The organism is Psychrobacter sp. Sarcosine-02u-2 (assembly GCF_002836335.1).
Classification (GTDB): domain Bacteria; phylum Pseudomonadota; class Gammaproteobacteria; order Pseudomonadales; family Moraxellaceae; genus Psychrobacter; species Psychrobacter faecalis.
This window is the reverse complement of record NZ_PJBX01000127.1, coordinates 21,907-39,290: the sequence shown is the minus strand read 5'-3', so window position 1 is coordinate 39,290 and position 17,384 is coordinate 21,907. Positions and strand designations below refer to the sequence as shown.

Here is a 17,384-nt window from a genome sequence, read left to right as displayed (position 1 = left end):
ATCAGTTTTTATATTATAGTTATTGAGTCAGGCAAAAATAACAGGACAAACCGTTAACCCTCGGGGCGCAACGCTTCACTTTTTAACTGAGTTGTCTTTAGCAAACATTTTGAATAATGTTATTTTCGTTTAATCCTAAACAATCACGCCTGCACAAATCCAAACCTAAACCCCCAAAAAAATATTGATTAATAAGCAAAATAACTGAACAGAAAAACACCTGTTAATGTTAGTTTTTTAAAATTTATAACGCTAAAAAATAGCGCGACGATAATGAGAAACTACGGCTAAACAATTATAAAAAACACCCAATCTTACATTATAAAACCAATTAACTTCACTAATTTTATAGCCAATAACGTTATTTAAGCAAATGGCGAACAGACTCGGCTGGCTTAAAATTGCGCTTAAAAGAATCCAAAGAAAATACGAAATAAAAATATAGAAAATAATGCGATAAGCAATCAAAAATCAAAACTGGATGCCAAAATAATAAGGATAAAACGATGACAAAGTTAACCTATCAATTTGAGCAAAAACGTATAGACAATGTGCAGTGGTCGGATGGCGCAAAACTATCTGGAATAACGGCATTGGCGAATGATGAGAAAGGGCGGGTACGTAAAAGCCCATTATTTTATCTTGAGACGGTTTCGATAAACAATTATGAAGATGATGTATATTTTGTCAATAATACCGATGATACCTTGAGCTTTGTCGCGCCGTTTCGGCTGTGCCGAAACATAGGTGAGGCAAGGGCTAAGCTCGGTGATGTCAGTGCTGAAAACGTAGAAAAGGCAAAACTTTATAGCGATGATATCGAGTATTTATATACGGACGTTTTACCGAAACAAGCGGTGCGTATTGGCAGTACGCATGTCATTTATGATAGCGATGCGCTGATGCAGTGGTTTATCGATGTGCCTTATAAGGGCATTGATACCAAAGGCATTGATACGCATTATGGCATTTGGCGCTTTAATGTGGTGGAGAAGGGCGGAATTGGCGGATCTTATCCATTGCTGTGGGAGGATTTTAGCAAGCCCTCGCACGTAGTGAGCAGTGAGTATGTGACTGAGCGCAATGAGATGCCGATAGAGCCTTTACTCTATGACGAGCGCTGTTCGATGTTAGAGCAATTTATTGAACAGTATGGCGTGGCTGACGCTATATTTATCTTGGCTATTAATGATGTGCTCTATCGCTATTGTGTAGGCTGGAGTGCGCCCTACAATGAGTCCGATATTCAAGCAAAAGATATTGCGCGTAAATTAACAGCGCAAAAACCAAAAGATGCTGAGGCGGTAAAATCCATTATCCAAGCGGTTTATGATTTTTGGTTTGGTAAGGGCTTTGCAAAGAATCTCTCAATGCAGGCTTGTGAGGAGATTTTGTGTTTATACCAAGCGCAAATTGCCAATCAAAAAGCGGTTTAAACAATAGATAAAATTATTAAAAATAATACTAAAAAATAATGATAAAAGGAGAAAGCTATGATGTTTCCTATCGAAAATAACGACACGTTTTTACTGTTTTTCCATGGTCTCGATTCAAGTTGCGAGACCAGTAAATACACGTGTATCAAGCGCGAGCCGAAATATTGTCAAACGGTCAATTACCGCGAAAATTTTGCAGAAATTTTTAAGATTTACGATGCTTTAATTCAAGAAAAAATGCAAGAGTATCCACGCGTGGTGTTGGCAGGGCATTCGCTTGGCGCTTGGTTTGCCAATCATTTTTCCCATAAATATAACTTGCGGGCGCTCTTAATTGCGCCGTGTATTTATCCAAGTGATGTTTTAGCGGATCGTATTCCCGCCGTAGCCGATATGAAATTGTCGTTTCCGACCTCAAATACTGAGATGATGCGAGTGATGGTGGAAGTCGACGATGAAAGCTTGGATGTGGCGGTCGCTAGGCGAACTTTGGTTAATCTGCCGGATAGCTGGGAAGTCGATTATTTTGACGGCGGTCATCACCGTATCGCTCGCAGTAGTGATATTTGGTATCACTTGGTACATCTGTGTGAAGACCCTATCGTTTGGATGGATGAGGCGACGTATCATGGTGAAGATTAGGATATTTGCTGATTAAAAAGAAGTCATGATCGCGTATTTATTTTCTATGGGCTGATGTGCTATCATCATTGAATAAACTATCGTGGGTTTAACAGTTTTGTCCTCGTCATTTATTGCAAATCATCATGATTGCAATTGGTGGCAGCGTACAAACCTTGCAACTTCCAGCACGATATAAAACAATCCTGGTAAAGCGCATGAGCCTGTACTCCGACATCCTCATTTGTGCCTGATTTTATACTTTTTCGTCGGAGTTATAGGAATATAAGGTCTTCATCATCATGAGCCAATCTGCCCAGCCATCCAAATTTACCCGCCGTTTTCAGCCGTGCCATCCTCTCGCACAATACGTCATCGCGCAAATAGATACGTTAGAATATCGCGCGCAATATATTGTCAAAACCATGGGTTACCCACTAAAGCATACCATGCCTGCTTGCGAACGCCTGCGTCATGTGCTGTCCAATAAGCATCTTGGCCTTGACGGCAGCTATATGGATAAATACTTTAGCGCCGAAGAGTTTTTAGCAAAGTTATTTTCGGTACTCGATTTGCCTTATGAGCCATTTGCAGAAGATATTGCTCAGATTAAAGATGAAATAGCACAGGGTGCTGCGCCGCAACCTCGATATCGTTTATACGCCGATGTTGATTTTAAGTTTGATGACAACGCCAATTGGTTGTCTCGTTGGGGCGCTGCACTTTGGACTCAGGTAGATTTGCCAAGCGGATTTGCCAAACTGGATGACGCTGCGCGTAAAAGCATTATTAAAGAGCGTATCCGCACGCATTATCAAGAGCGTGGATCTAACGTGCCGTACGATGGCGCTATAAAAGGCTATTGCTTGATTATGGAACTGCAAGATAAAGAGGTCGAGAGAATCGCGTACGACTTACCAAAATCTAAAAGTGTGTAATAACCTAAGCAAAAATAAAATCATTATTTCAAAAAACTATCCTTACATTGCTTTAAATTAAATGTCATATTAAAAATCATCTTAAACATAAGCCTCTCTATCCTTTTATGATAGCGAGGCTTTTTTGTATTAAGTAAAAATTTTTAAAATTAAAGCCTACCATTGAAGGCAAGTGTGGTCATTGTTATGATAAGCCAAGCTATACATAATAACTTTTAAGCCTAAAACGATAAAGATTAATCAAACTGCGAAACCTCTCTATGACTCCCTTGACTTCCCCTTATCCTCATCTGTATTCTTTTCGTCGCTGTCCTTATGCCATGCGCGCTCGTCTTGGGTTGTTGTTTGCGGGGCTGCAGGTCGAGCTGCGCGAGATAACATTAAAAAATAAGCCGCCGCAAATGCTCGTGATTAGCCCCAAAGGTACGGTGCCTGTGCTGCAGCTTTTAAATGGCACAGTGATTGAAGAGAGTAGAGAGATAATGACATGGGCGCTTGAACAGCAAGATGCGCAAGGGTTGCTTGCTGCCCAGACTCTGCCACAAGCAAATACGCTGATTGATAAAAACGACAATGAGTTTAAATATTGGCTCGATCGCTATAAATACGCCGACCGGCATCTTGAGATGAGCCAAGCAGAGTATCGACAACGGGGTGAAGCTTTTTTACAAATGTTAGAGGAGTTATTAATCAAAAATCCTTATTTACTAGGAGAGAGTATAACCATCGCTGATATCGGTATCATGCCGTTTGTCCGTCAATTTGCGCATGTGAATCGCAAGGTTTTTTACGATTTACCTTATCCAAATTTGCAGCGCTGGTTACAAGACTGGCTCTCCCATCCGCTTTTTTTGCAAGCGATGACTAAGTTTGCGCCCTGGCAAGAAAAAGATGACGTGGTGGTTTTTCCTGCCGCTTTCATCGATTGTCATTAGTGCTATGATAAAATCTCTCAATTACATATAAGAGGTTGCCATGACCGTTGATCTCAATAGCCGCTACGGCTTGAATCCTGCTCATAGTGAAGTCGTAGAAGCGTGCCAGATTATTGAGCCGTGCGATGCGCTCGATATGGGCTGCTCAAATGGGCGCAATGCTTTATATCTTAACCAACTTGGGTTTAATGTGACGGCGATAGATGCCAATCCTAGCGCTATCAATATGCTACAAGACATTGTTGAACAAGAAGGACTTACAAACCTCAAAGCCGAAGTGTACGATATCAATCGTGCCAGCCTTGATGCCGATTATGGTTTTATCAGCTGTACGGTGACCCTGATGTTCCTTGATCCCGCGCGCGTTGACGCTGTCATTGCCGATATGCAGGCGCATACGCTGGCTGGTGGTTATAATTTGATTGTTTGTGCCATGAACACTCAAGCCTATCCATGTCCGGTTAATTTCCCGTTTACTCTAAACGAAGGGCAATTACGCGACATGTATCAGGGCTGGGAGTTGATTAAATATAATGAAGACGTCGGCACCATGCATAACGGCGCGCAATTACAGTTTACTACCATGTTGGCACGTAAGCCCAGTTAAGCAATGTTAAGTGATGTTAGACAAGAAATCTTAATCAGATCACATTAGTCATACTGTCAATTCACAAGGTTGTTAGCGCTATATTTACCACAGCGTTAGCAGCCTTTTTTAATTAAAAATTTTACAAGCCTATACAGCAATAACAAACGCACTATACAGCGGAGCAGTCGTTTTTTTAATATACTCATACTTAGAGAAATAACACGATAAAAAAGAATAATGGAAAAATAATATGGATTGGTTCAGTATTTTTATTTATGACACCACCTGGTCTTTTGCGGCAGAAATTGCCATACGTACTATCATCATGTTTTGCCTGATTATTTTATTATTACGCTTTACGGGCAAACGCGGCATCCGCCAACTCTCTATTTTTGAATTAACCATTATTTTGTCATTGGGCTCTATCGCAGGCGACCCGATGTTTACAGAAGATTTGCCGCTGATTCAAGCAGTGCTTATTATGAGTATTGTCTTGCTACTTTATCGGTTTTTTACTTGGTGCTCGACAAGGTACAAAATTTTTGAGCTTATCTTAGAAGGTAAGCCGACTTGTATTGTCGAGGATGGTTTATTGGTCTTAGAGGACGTCAAAAAGGGCAAAATGTCGCACGATGAGTTCTTTTCAGAAATGCGCCAAAAAGGCGTGCGTCATTTAGGCCAAGTTCAAGTAGGGTTGCTCGAAACAGATGGTGATTTTAGCGTGTTATTATTTGAGCCTGAGAAAACGCAGTATGGACTGCCTATTTTTCCTAAAGAATTTAAAAAAGCAACGGTATTAGAAAGCGGTCATCCCTATGCTTGCATGCACTGCGGTTATGTACAATATATCGAAGTGGCAAATGAGAGGTGCAAGCGTTGTCAGCACTCCAAAGGATGGGCGAAAGCGCTCAAAACCAAGTTTGTAAATTAAGTAGTATGACTGGTGACCACCTCAATAATACTTTTGCAAATAAGGCTGTTTATACTGCGTAGCTTTTGCTCAGGAGCGCCGTGGCACAGGCTGCGAAAATCATAAATCTCGCCTTGATAGCCGATACAATAAAAAAACGTGCCGACGGGTTTTTCTTCGGTTTCAGAGCCGCCAGGCTTTAATAGCCCCGTACAGGCAACATGTAAGTCGGCCTCAAACATTTTTTTGGCTTTGATGACCAGCTCACGCGTCACTTCTAACGACTCAGGCGTACAGTCCTCAATTAATTGGCTAGGTACTTTTAATACCTGCTTTTTTATCGAAACGTCATAACATACTAGGCCTCCCATCAATACATCACCAGAATATGGACTGACAGAAAAGAGATGCGCTAAGTAGCCCGCGGTCGCGCTTTCAATAAAGACCACCGTCAATCCTTTATCAGCGAGTAATTTTGCACAACTATCGGTCACGCCTGCCTCCTTTTTTTTATTAAAGCTCGTAAAATAAAAACAACCACTATTCACTTAAACTATTACAGTACTTTGCTCGTAATTATTCAATTTATGGATTGATGAATTTGCGTAACGGTTTTTTAAAACTTACCTTTCTTCACTAAATGTTATTTAGCTTTAGGATTAGTTCTTGTAATATCTTTATATAGTATAAAATATTTGATAGGTAAGCAGTTTTTAACTTAGTCTGAAGAGACTGGGTTTTAAATAAGATTGATGACCCTTTAAACGGACTTTTAGGCGATAGCTATGTTTGCATTTGATATCAGTATGAAGATTTTAACCTACCATGCCTTTCAGCTTGGCATTGCTTTTATACTGTCGCTGCCGATTGCCCTTAATCGTGAGCTTGAAGACAATGGTGCGGGACTCAGAACCTTTCCTTTGGTGACGATTGCCTCGTGCGCTTTTATGTTGGTAGGTATGGATATTTATCAAGGCTCGGACGCAGAAGCTCGTATCATGTATGCCATCATAACTGGTATGGGTTTTATTGGTGGTGGGGCTATTTTTAAAAACGAGAATGGGGCAAAAGGCACGGCAACCGCCGCTGGGCTATGGAATACAGCGGCAATTGGTATCTCGGTCGCCTATGGGCGCTATGAAATTGCCATTATCCTATCAGTCGTTGGATTTATCATTTTGCAATTCTCCAAACCCTTTAAGCCAAAGCATAGGCGCAAAGATTGATAATTAAGCTATTTAATATGATTGGATAAAAGATATTAGACATAAAATAAGCGAGAACCATGATGGTCTCGCTTATTTTATGTCTCTGTTGCTGTGCGGTTTATTTATTGCGTATAGCGATGCGGTTTGCCAAGCCCAAATTTATTGCACGCCCTCTGCCGGTGTTTGATCGAGGTTTGGATTGTTTTCATTGACAACCACAGCATCAACGCCTTTTTCTTCATCTTCTGTACCATCTACGCCAGAATAATAGGTTTGATCTCCATCATTCTCGGTCGCGTCAGTAGAGGTGGCGGTAGTGTCTGTAGAGGTGGTCGCCGTGGTGGTCGAGGTTTCGTTGTCTGTCGTAGTGGCTACAGGCGCCATTTCGTCAGCTTGCGTATCGGTAGACTGGACGTTGTCATTGGTCGTGGTCATGTCGGCAGTGTCAGGCTCTGTACTAACATCCGTTGCATCTTCTCTTTCGTTGCTGCAAGCGCTAAGCCCAATCACACTGGCTAATAAGGCTATCCATAGTTTGTTTTGCAGCTTTTTAGGCGTGACTGATGTTTTCATTTTTATATCCTTGTTATTGTTTTTGATTGTCCGATTATAATAAGATTGAGCCAGATTAGCGGTTTATTCGTCTATGCTTGATTATTGAAAAACCTGATAATTAAACTGACAGTATGCCTAAATATAATAAAGAAACTTAAAAAATTCAGGTGAATAAAGGTAAAGGTTTGTCAATCTGTGTATCATATATTCTTTAAAATAATTTATAAGTAACTAAAAAAAATACATTATGAATCCCGATAATAAAACCCCACTTGCTTTTAGAAGGTATCCTTCGACCACAGCGCTACAATGCTTTGAGACAGCGGCGCGGCATTTAAGCTTTACCAATGCGGCGCAAGAGATGCATATGACGCAAAGCGCTATCAGTAAACAAGTCGCGCAGCTTGAAGAAATGCTGAATCTGTCGCTGTTTTATCGCACCCCGCATCGCATCTCTTTAACGCCGGCTGGGAAGACTTACTACTTAGAAGTGCTCGAAATCCTCAAACATATTGAGGCGGCGACCACCAGCTTAATGTCAAACAGCGATAATTCAGAAGTACTGAAAATCGTCTCGCATCCAACATTTTGCTCGCGCTGGCTGATGCCTGCATTAAACGGCTTTGGTACAGCGAATCCACTGATTAATTTAACCATTAAAGAGCTAGCTGGGCCGTTTTTTTCTGAAGATCAAAACGTCGATGTGGCGTTTTTATATGGCGATGGGATTTGGGGCGGCATGGAGTCGATTAAGTTGTTTGACGAGTACAATGTGGCCGTCTGTCATCCGGATTATTTAACAGACAAAGCCGTATGCATGGGTGATATAGGCAATATAGATAATTGCACGTTATTACAACTCAGCTCACGCCCTAGCGCTTGGTATGAATATTTTAGACAGCAGGATATTCGTATCGATGGTACCTTTGTCGGCCCGCGCTTTGACACCTTTCATACGACTATTTCGGCGGCATTACTTGGCTATGGTATCGCATTGGTGCCACTGCGTTTGGTTGCGCCAGAGCTACAATCAGGCGCTCTGGTGACAGCATGGCGCTATGCCTCAAAAGGCAGGGGAGCTTATTATATGTCTTACCCTTTAGCCATGGGCAACTCGCATAAAATAAAGGTCATTTTAGAATGGATTTCAGCTTATCTTGCTAAGTCAAAGGAGCCTACGCCAGACTTAGATTTTATCTTGTAATGTAAAACAGATTGGAACTTTTTAGTGATTAACCCTGTGAGCTTTTAATCCTTTGGCTATTAACAAGGTTAAAAAGCAAAGTTTGAAAAGTACCGTTTGAAAAGACAGCAACGCACCGGCCTTGAGCCGGTTTTTTTTGTCAATGTTAAACATGGCAATGACAAAAAGGAATGACATCACAACTATTATTCGTTTGCTGATAGGGGAGCAGTTTGCTCAAATGACTCTCTCATCAAGGAAGATAAGAGACCACCATGGAGCAGCTATACAACGTCACTGATGCCTTTACGATGGTGCATCCGCTGACCTTAACCAAAGGTAAAAATGCCAAAGTTTGGGACGATAAAGACCGTTGCTATATTGATTTTGTCGGCGGTATTGGGGTCTTAAACCTTGGTCATTGCCATCCTCATATCGTCAGCGCGATTATCTCTCAAGCGCAGTCGCTGATTCATTATGCTTATAACGCCGCGGCTCACTTGCCATACCAAACCTTTATGCCAAGACTGTGTGAATGGATTCCTATTAAAGGTGAGCTTGCGGGCATGCTCACCAACTGCGGCGCAGAGGCCACCGAAAATGCCATAAAAATTGCCCGTATGCAGACCGGACGCACTGGTGTGATTGCCTTTGATGGTGGTTTTCATGGGCGTACACTGGCGGCGGTTAATTTAAATGGTAAGGTCGCGCCTTATAAGCGCGGGCTAGGGCCATTGTCCGGCGGCGTCTACCATATTCCTTTTCCTAGTCCTGATAACGATATCAGCGATCAGCAGGCGATCGCGGCTTTAGAGCGTCTATTTGCGGTGGAGACTGATGTGGCTAATATCGGTGCCATTATCGTCGAGCCCGTCCAAGGTGAGGGTGGGTTTCAGCTGCTGTCCGCGACGTTTGCCCAATATCTACGCAGCTTTTGTGATGAGCATGGCATCTTACTCATCATGGATGAGATTCAGTCGGGGTATGGTCGCACAGGTACGCCTTTCGCCTTTATGCATTTAGGGGTTGAGCCTGACCTGCTATTGCTCGGTAAAAGTATCGCCGGCGGCTTACCACTTGGAGCGGTAGTCGGCAAAGCTGGCGTGATGAATGGTCTGCCAAAAGGGAGCTTGGGCGGAACCTATTCAGGTAATCCAGTGGCGTGTGCGGCGGCAAATGCTACTTTGGATATCATGCAGGACGATGAAGCCTGGCAATCAGCTAAGCATTATGCCAACACCATTGAAAATACCGTCAATGAATGGCAGCAGCAAAACCTTTCTGCATGGCTATATGGACTGACAGGAGTTGGCGCGATGCGTGGTATCGAGCTGCGTCACCCAACTTATGGCACGCATCCAAGTGTGATGGCGCATGTCTTAAAACAAGCGCGTAAGCAGGGCTTGCTGTTGATGCCAAGTGGTAAGCATCGACATATTATTCGCTTATTGCCGCCGCTGACGATTGAGCCTGAAACCCTAACAGCAGGTCTTGATATTTTAAAAACGGTGCTAAGCGGTATTCCTAATGAAATGCCAAAGCTATAGTGTCTGTGAGCTACTGTGAATTTTTGTGAGTTACTAAGAGTTTCTGAGACGACTGTTTTTATCTAAAAAATACCTTAATTAAAAAGGATACATACTTGTGAACCCTACCTTTATCAATAGCGATGATATTCGCCACGATTTCTCTATCGCCATGTCAGAGATGTACCAAAAAGAAGTGCCGTTATATGGTGACCTCATTGATTTGGTAAGCGAGGTAAATACTGAAGTATTAAATAAGCAGCCTGAAATTAGGCAGCAACTTGAGCACACCGGAGAGATTGATAGGCTAAATATGGAGCGCCACGGTGCGATTAGATTAGGCACCGCCGCTGAGCTAAGCATGATGCGCAGACTGTTTGCGGTGATGGGCATGTATCCCGTTGGTTACTATGATTTAGCGCCCGCTGGCGTGCCTGTGCATTCTACGGCTTTTCGAGCGCTTGACACGCAGTCTTTAAATAAAAGTCCCTTTCGCGTTTTTACTTCTCTACTGCGCCTTGATTTGATTGATGATGAAGCATTAAAACAAGAAGCGATAGTTGCTTTGGATAAGCGCACTATCTTTACAGATAACGTTATTAATTTAATTAAGCGCTTTGAGGAGCAGGGCGGGTTGACGGCGGAAGACGCTAAGCAATTTATCAAAGAAGCATTAGAAACCTTTCGCTGGCATGACAAAACACCCGTGTCTAAAGGGCTTTATCAGCAACTATTAAGCCAACACGGACTTATTGCTGACGTCGTCGGTTTTAAGGGCCCGCATATCAATCATTTGACGCCTCGAACCTTAGATATCGATGCGGTACAAGCCGGTATGCGAGCAAAAGGCATACCACCAAAAGCCATTATAGAAGGGCCACCGAGACGGAGATGTCCTATTTTATTACGTCAGACCAGTTTTAAAGCGTTAGAAGAAGCGGTTAGCTTTAAAAACCCTAACGGCGGCTATGAAACGGGGCATCATACTGCGCGCTTTGGTGAGATTGAGCAGCGCGGCGTGGCTTTAACACCCAAAGGCAGAGCGCTGTATGACCAATTGCTTAGCCAAGCTCGCCGTCAGTTAGCTGTGACGCCAAATGCCGATAACGCCTCGGAATATTATCAGGTTTTAGAAAGTGCATTTGCAGCGTTCCCTGATGATTATCAAACGCTGCATGATGAAGGTTTGGCGTATTTTTACTATCAAGCAGTTGGTAGCGATGCAGATATAGTCGTTGCTGACATTGAACAGACACTACATTCTTTAGAAGTAGAAAGTATAAATGATTCTATATCAAGGCAAGTGGTTACTGATTTACTTGAGCAAGAAATGATTCGCCTAGAACCTATCGTTTATGAGGATTTTTTACCCGTCAGTGCGGCGGGGATTTTTCAGTCCAATCTGCATGACGACAGCACAAACGACAGTGCAAACGGCAATGAAAACGACGAACACAGCGGCAAGCAAAGCAGTGGTGGCATTAATGCTAATAAAGAAGCGTTTGAGAATGCTTTGGGCGCTCAGGTGTACGATGAGCTTGAACTTTATCAAACGCTGCAAGCGCAAAGTCTCAAAGCGTGTTTGGGACAACTAAATAGTAAAGTTTTAAAACGCGTTATCTAAAACAGTGATAGATAAGTGGAACTATTAATGAGCATTCCAAAAAGGAATGGCAGTACGAAATTAATTATTTTGCAACTTAGCCGGGTGCAAGTTAAGTTAATAAGTCTTCAAGGAAGTATAAATTAATAAAAGGGATGGATTATGATCAAGCAGTATATGGCCGCGATGGGCGTCGAAGAAGTGCAATATCAAAATGGTGATTTTGACGTCAATAGCCCGATTGATGGCTCGGTGATTGGTAGCATAACCTTGGACAGCGTTGATGAGGTCAACACCAAGATTGCCAATGCTAAAAAAGCTTTTAAAGAGTGGCGCGTGGTGCCTGCGCCAAGACGTGGCGAGCTGGTGCGCTTGCTCGGTGAAGTGCTGCGCGAGCATAAAGAAGACTTGGGCATGCTGGTATCCTTTGAAGCGGGCAAGATTAAAGAAGAAGGCCTAGGCGAAGTGCAAGAAATGATTGATATTTGCGACTTTGCCGTCGGGGTGTCGCGTCAGCTTTATGGTTTGACGATTGCGTCAGAGCGTCCAGGCCATCACATGCGTGAGACATGGCATCCGCTCGGGGTGATTGGTGTCATCTCAGCCTTTAACTTTCCCGTTGCGGTTTGGTCTTGGAATACCGCGCTGGCTATCGTCTGCGGTAACCCAGTGATTTGGAAGCCATCAGAAAAAACCCCGCTTGTCGCTTTGGCCTGTCAAGCACTGTTTGAAAAAGCCTTGGCCAAATTCGGCGATGCGCCAGACCATCTATCACAAATCTTACTCGGTAAAACCGATGTAGGCAACGCCTTGGTTGAGCATAAAGATGTTGCTTTGGTGAGCGCCACCGGCAGTACGCGTATGGGCCGAGAAGTCGGGCCAAAAGTTGCCAATCGTTTTGGTAAATGCTTGCTTGAGCTTGGCGGTAACAACGCCATGATCTTGGCACCAAGTGCCGATTTAGACTTAGCGTTACGCGGCATTTTATTCTCCGCGGTTGGGACGGCAGGGCAGCGCTGTACGACATTGCGCCGTTTATTTGTGCATGAGTCTATCAAAGACGACATCTTACCGCGCATCAAGTCCGCTTATGAAACCGTTAGCATCGGTCATCCACTAGAGGGCAATCTGGTCGGTCCGCTTATCGATGAAGACAGCTTTAATAATATGCAAGTAGCGTTGAAAAAAGCGCGAGAAGCAGGCGGCACGGTCACGGGCGGCGAGCGCGTCCTTGCAGATAAATATCCTAACGCCTATTACGTAACGCCTGCCATTGTCGAGTTTGACGAGCAAAACGATGTCGCCAGAAGTGAGACATTTGCGCCGATTCTGTATGTCATGACCTATCAAGACTTTGATGAAGCGATTGAGATGCAAAACGATGTGCCGCAAGGCCTATCATCATGCGTCTTTACCAATGATTTGCGTGAGGCGGAGACTTTCCTCAGTGACCGCGGTAGTGATTGCGGTATTGCCAATGTCAATATCGGTACCAGTGGCGCTGAGATTGGCGGCGCGTTTGGCGGTGAAAAAGAAACCGGCGGTGGCCGTGAATCTGGCTCTGATGCATGGAAGGTCTATATGCGCCGTCAGACCAATACTATCAACTACTCAAAAGAGCTGCCACTTGCCCAAGGTATTAGCTTTGGTTAATAAAAAGGTGAGTACAAACTTTTGCTAATTTGATGTATTTATCAATAAACTGCCAAGCGTACTTTATAGAAGCTTGGCGGACCAAAAATAATAAGCAATCAAGGATTGGTTGCCACTCCCATCGACGACTACTAAGGAAGGTAGAACTATTATGATCGATGATAAAACGTATAAACCCGATATAGACGGTTATGATCCGTCGTCTAGCTTTTTACTTGATATCGCGCCGCTTGTATTGACTGCCATCATTCTGATGATACAGTTTTTCGTCTTCAAAGATTTCACCCCTCACATACCCTTAGCCTGCGGTATTTTAATCACCGGTTTGTTTATGAAGCTGCGTGGCCGCAGTTGGCAAGGTATGGAAGAGCGGTTTTTAAAGGTCATCAAAATCGGTTTGCCAGCGATGATTATCCTGATGGGCGTCGGTATGCTCATCGGCGCATGGATTATCGCCGGAACCGTGCCGACCATTCTGTACTACGGCTTTAGTATTTTCTCGCCTTCCTCGTTTTTATTTTCCGTCTGTCTTATTTGCGCCATTATTTCTGTCGCTACGGGTACCTCGTGGGGCACGGTTGGTACCGTGGGTCTTGCGATGATGGGAATTGGCATGGGACTGGGTATTCCCGCACATCTAACAGGTGGTGCTATCGTCTCCGGTGCTTTTTTTGGCGACAAAATGTCACCGTTATCAGATACCACTAACTTAACCCCAGCCGCGGCGGGTGTAGACCTTTGGGATCATATCAAAGGTATGCTGCCGACGACCGTGCCCGCCATGATTACGGCGTTGGCGCTCTATGCTTGGATTGGCATGGGTTATGGTGACGATAGTATCGATTTGTCTTCTATTCGTGCATTGCAGGATAACTTAGCGGCCAATTACAATTTAAGTATCATCACCTTATTGCCAGCGTTAGTGGTTATTGTCGCCGCTGTGATGAAAATGCCAGCGATACCGACCGTATTAAGCGGTGTGCTCGTAGGTTCAGTGATTGCCGTCTTTATGCAAGGCGTGGGCGTGAGTGATGTTTTTAATGTTTTACAAAATGGCTTTGTCAGTGAGACGGGTTTTGAAGTGGTAGATCAGTTATTGTCAAAGGGCGGCGTCATGTCGATGACATGGGTGATCAGCTTAACGATATTTGCTTTGGGTTTTGTTGGGGCGCTTGAGCACTACGGTACGCTCAAAGCCATCATGGCGAAAATTAACCATTTCGTAAAATCGCGTTTGGGGTTGGTTTTTACGACGTACGGCAGTGTGCTGAGTGTCGGTACGCTGATTGGTGATGTTTACACGACCTGTGTTTTGCCAGGGCGTTTATTGCAAGACAAATATAAAGATATGGGCTATAAGCGCACGACCTTGACGCGTTCTATCGAAGACGCGGGTACGCTTTTGTCACCCCTTATCCCGTGGAATATGGGCGGTAGCTTTGTGGCAGCGACACTTGGGATAGCAACATTGACCTATGCACCTTTTGCGTTTGCGTGTTGGTTGTCGCCTTTATTTGGACTGTTATGGGCGTTCCTTGATAAATTTATACCGCGCGAAGAGCCTGAGGTGGAAGAGGTTGACGTTGCTTTTTCTGTCAATGAAGCGCGCTAATAAAGGAATATGATATGTTGCAAGAGCAGTGTTTATGGAACATGACCGCGCCGAATATTGACGCTTATAGCCAAATGAGTAGCGATACCCAAGCGGCGGTGTGCATTATTGGCGGCGGATATACTGGGTTGTCGGCGGCTATTCATCTGGCTGAAAAAGGCGTCAAAGTTGTCTTACTTGAAAGCCAAACCATCGGTAGTGGCGGCTCGGGAAAAAGCGTTGGGCTCGTGAACGCAGGAACTTGGGCGCGCCCTGATGACTTGAATATCAGTCTGGGTGAAGCAGCCGGTGAGCGTTTGACCCAAGCGCTTGGACAAGCACCAAGTTTGGTGTTTGATCTAATCAAACGCTATGATATCGACGCCCAAGCCACCCAAGCGGGCAACCTTCACATGGCCCATAATGCCAAAGGTGAAATCGATGTCGATATCAGATACGAGCAGCTGCGCCGCCGCGGTGCCAATGTTGAGGTATTGACTGGCAGCAAATGCCATGAATACTGCGGTACCACCAGTATTAATAAAGCCTTATTAGACCACCGAGCAGGTACCATCAATCCGCTGGCGTATGTCAGAGGGCTTGCCAAAGTGGCCACCAATCTTGGCGTAACGATCTACGAGCATTCTGGCGTTGAAACACTAGAAAAGGTGGACGGTCATTGGTATGCAAGAACCGCCAAAGCGCGCGTCAAGTCTGAGCGTGTCATCATCGCTACCAATGCCTATAGCGAAGGCGAATGGACAGAAATTAAGAAAACATTTTATTTGGTTTATTACTATCAAATCGCCTCTGAACCACTGAGCGGCGAGGCGGCAGAGCGCATTTTACCTTATAAAACAGGGGCGTGGGATACCCGTTTGGCGTTATCAAGTTTCCGCCGTGATAATGACAATCGCCTATTATTGGGCACAGTTGGTGGTACGCAGATGAAACCAAAATCCTTTTATCAAGCGTGGGCCAATGCGGTGCAAGAGAGCTATTATCCAGATCTGCCTGCCTTTAATTGGCAATATGAGTGGTGCGGTAGCTTTGGCTTTACCCAAGATCATATCTTTCGCGTGATGGAGCCCGATGAAGGTTTGCTGACCGCGACCGCCTATAATGGTCGCGGCATCACTACCGGTACGCTCATGGGTAAATGCTTCGCGGAGTATATATTGACCGGTAATAGAGACAGTATTCCTATTCCATTTAAGACGTTAGAAGAAGCGAAAATCCCTTTTGCAGGCATTAAATCGGGCTTTACAGAGTTGGGACTGACTTTATACCATGCTGGTCAGTGTCTTAAAATTATCAGATAGCATGTTTATTTACATAGTGTGGTTATTTACTTGGTTAAAATTCGACTAAATTTTTATAAATATCATAGCCAATATGGCCGTCGTTGTAAGTCATACATTTAAGCTTATCGCTAAGAATATTTTAAAATTATAAACCGTGATAAAAGCTTTAATAAATAGCAGGTTGCTTGTTAGCTTTTTTAATGTCACATTTAGGGATTATTAATAATAAAATTACAGGGCAGTTTAAGGAACATTATGCGATTTTTAGACATTCATACGGTAAAAAAACAGCTGACCATGTCGATGGCAATTGAGGCGATTGAGGAATTACTCAACGTGCAAGGCGAGCATCCGACTTGGGTTAAAACGCCTGAACGCCTTGTCATTCCGACTTTTGAGGAAAGTAGCACAAAGAGCTCCGGTAGCCATTTATCCATGCCGGCAGTGGTATTTGACGGTACTAATGAATATGCAGTCGTCAAGCTGGTCACTATCTGTCCAGACAATCCTAAGCGTGATAAACCAACAACCATGGCCAATGTCACGGTCTCCGACAATGACACAGGAGAGATGTTGGCCTTTTTGGATGGGGTCTATATCACCCAGGTACGTACCGCGGCGCTGTCTGGCATCGCGACTAAATATTTAGCCGATCCCGATAGTCAGGTGGCAGCAGTGGTCGGCACGGGCGGTATGGCGTATGAACAGCTCAACGCTATTCTTACCGTACGTCCAAATATCAAACAGGTGAATCTTTGGAACCGAACCAAGCAGACCGCGCATCATTTTCAAGCTAAATTTAAAAAAGACTACCCACAATGGGACGTTGATTTTACGGTGTGTGACGATATCGAAGCGGCGATTCAAGACGCCGATATTATCAATTTGGCAACGCGCGCGACGTCAGGCTTGTTCGAAGCGGCGCAGATAAAAGCTGACGCTCATATCAATGCCGTTGGCGCCTATCAAGCATCGATGAAGGAAGTGAGCAATTCGGTGATAGAAGCCAGCACGTCTGTTATTATCGATGACGCCGAGGGCGGCTTGCATGAAGCGGGTGATTTGATCCAAGCTCATGAAGACGCTGATAGTACTTGGACGTGGGATAAGCTGACGGGAACGCTAAGTGATTTGGTCAATGAAAAAGTGCAAATTGACCTAAATGCTGATAAAGGTATCACGCTGTTTAAGTCGATTGGCGCGGCAAGCTTCGATGCTGCCGTCGCGTTAAAGGTTGCTCAAAAGGCCAAAAAAGAAGATTTGGGCCAGTTTATTGCGTTATAAAATCTGGCTGTTATTAAGGTAACAGTTTTTAAGACAACGATTTTATTT

Annotated in this window: 16 protein-coding genes; 14 read left to right on the top strand and 2 right to left on the bottom strand. The window is 44.1% G+C overall.

Going from position 1 to position 17,384, the window contains the following annotated elements:
* The first annotated feature begins 506 nt into the window (after positions 1 to 506).
* From CXF58_RS04090 to CXF58_RS04065, 6 genes are all read left to right on the top strand, one after another.
* Positions 507 to 1,436: a hypothetical protein gene (locus tag CXF58_RS04090; RefSeq protein ID WP_102076699.1), complete on the top strand. Its 930-nt coding sequence runs from the start codon at positions 507 to 509 to the stop codon at positions 1,434 to 1,436.
* A gap of 57 nt (positions 1,437 to 1,493) precedes the next feature.
* Complete coding sequence (locus CXF58_RS04085) at positions 1,494 to 2,078, top strand: alpha/beta hydrolase (RefSeq protein ID WP_102076698.1); 585 nt, start codon at positions 1,494 to 1,496, stop codon at positions 2,076 to 2,078.
* A gap of 281 nt (positions 2,079 to 2,359) precedes the next feature.
* Positions 2,360 to 2,995, top strand: a complete 636-nt coding sequence (locus CXF58_RS04080; RefSeq protein WP_102076697.1) for a hypothetical protein — start codon at positions 2,360 to 2,362, stop codon at positions 2,993 to 2,995.
* 260 nt (positions 2,996 to 3,255) lie between these two features.
* Positions 3,256 to 3,930 (top strand): glutathione S-transferase, encoded by a 675-nt coding sequence (locus CXF58_RS04075; protein WP_102076696.1) that lies wholly within the window; start codon positions 3,256 to 3,258, stop codon positions 3,928 to 3,930.
* 40 nt (positions 3,931 to 3,970) lie between these two features.
* Positions 3,971 to 4,537: a tellurite resistance methyltransferase TehB gene (gene tehB, locus CXF58_RS04070; RefSeq protein WP_102076695.1), complete on the top strand. Its 567-nt coding sequence runs from the start codon at positions 3,971 to 3,973 to the stop codon at positions 4,535 to 4,537.
* 232 nt (positions 4,538 to 4,769) lie between these two features.
* The gene (locus CXF58_RS04065; RefSeq protein WP_102076694.1) at positions 4,770 to 5,450 is read left to right on the top strand and encodes a DUF421 domain-containing protein; all 681 of its coding nucleotides are present in this window, start codon (positions 4,770 to 4,772) and stop codon (positions 5,448 to 5,450) included.
* On the opposite strand, the gene CXF58_RS04060 is transcribed toward CXF58_RS04065, so the two are convergent.
* The gene (locus CXF58_RS04060) at positions 5,447 to 5,923 is read right to left on the bottom strand and encodes a CinA family protein (protein ID WP_102076693.1); all 477 of its coding nucleotides are present in this window, start codon (positions 5,921 to 5,923) and stop codon (positions 5,447 to 5,449) included. The two genes, CXF58_RS04065 and CXF58_RS04060, sit on opposite strands and share 4 nt — an antisense overlap.
* Before the next feature lie 291 nt (positions 5,924 to 6,214).
* Here CXF58_RS04060 and CXF58_RS04055 point away from each other — a divergent pair, with 291 nt between their 5' ends.
* The gene (locus CXF58_RS04055) at positions 6,215 to 6,655 is read left to right on the top strand and encodes an MgtC/SapB family protein (protein ID WP_102076692.1); all 441 of its coding nucleotides are present in this window, start codon (positions 6,215 to 6,217) and stop codon (positions 6,653 to 6,655) included.
* Between the two features lie 141 nt (positions 6,656 to 6,796).
* Here the strand turns inward: CXF58_RS04055 and CXF58_RS04050 are convergent, their stop codons facing one another.
* Positions 6,797 to 7,210, bottom strand: coding sequence for a hypothetical protein (locus CXF58_RS04050; protein WP_102076691.1), 414 nt, complete (start codon positions 7,208 to 7,210; stop codon positions 6,797 to 6,799).
* A gap of 229 nt (positions 7,211 to 7,439) precedes the next feature.
* Here CXF58_RS04050 and CXF58_RS04045 point away from each other — a divergent pair, with 229 nt between their 5' ends.
* The 7 genes from CXF58_RS04045 to CXF58_RS04015 all read left to right on the top strand — a co-directional run bounded on the left by CXF58_RS04045 (position 7,440) and on the right by CXF58_RS04015 (position 17,336).
* Positions 7,440 to 8,396 carry a LysR substrate-binding domain-containing protein gene (locus CXF58_RS04045; protein ID WP_102076690.1) on the top strand — a complete coding sequence of 319 codons (957 nt, stop codon included), beginning with the start codon at positions 7,440 to 7,442 and terminating at the stop codon, positions 8,394 to 8,396.
* Positions 8,397 to 8,650: 254 nt separating this feature from the next.
* On the top strand, positions 8,651 to 9,922 hold the full coding sequence (locus CXF58_RS04040) for a 2-aminoadipate transaminase (RefSeq protein ID WP_102076689.1): 1,272 nt from the start codon (positions 8,651 to 8,653) through the stop codon (positions 9,920 to 9,922).
* Positions 9,923 to 10,073: 151 nt separating this feature from the next.
* Complete coding sequence (locus CXF58_RS04035) at positions 10,074 to 11,525, top strand: 2-oxoadipate dioxygenase/decarboxylase HglS (protein ID WP_416375571.1); 1,452 nt, start codon at positions 10,074 to 10,076, stop codon at positions 11,523 to 11,525.
* A gap of 141 nt (positions 11,526 to 11,666) precedes the next feature.
* On the top strand, positions 11,667 to 13,157 hold the full coding sequence (locus tag CXF58_RS04030) for an L-piperidine-6-carboxylate dehydrogenase (RefSeq protein ID WP_102076687.1): 1,491 nt from the start codon (positions 11,667 to 11,669) through the stop codon (positions 13,155 to 13,157).
* Between the two features lie 151 nt (positions 13,158 to 13,308).
* Positions 13,309 to 14,769 carry a Na+/H+ antiporter NhaC gene (nhaC, locus tag CXF58_RS04025; RefSeq protein ID WP_102076686.1) on the top strand — a complete coding sequence of 487 codons (1,461 nt, stop codon included), beginning with the start codon at positions 13,309 to 13,311 and terminating at the stop codon, positions 14,767 to 14,769.
* Between the two features lie 14 nt (positions 14,770 to 14,783).
* The gene (locus CXF58_RS04020) at positions 14,784 to 16,070 is read left to right on the top strand and encodes an L-pipecolate oxidase (protein ID WP_102076685.1); all 1,287 of its coding nucleotides are present in this window, start codon (positions 14,784 to 14,786) and stop codon (positions 16,068 to 16,070) included.
* A 237-nt stretch (positions 16,071 to 16,307) separates the two neighbouring features.
* A complete protein-coding gene (locus tag CXF58_RS04015; RefSeq protein WP_102076684.1) occupies positions 16,308 to 17,336 on the top strand; it encodes an ornithine cyclodeaminase family protein in 1,029 nt (342 codons plus the stop codon).
* Positions 17,337 to 17,384 lie beyond the last annotated feature (48 nt).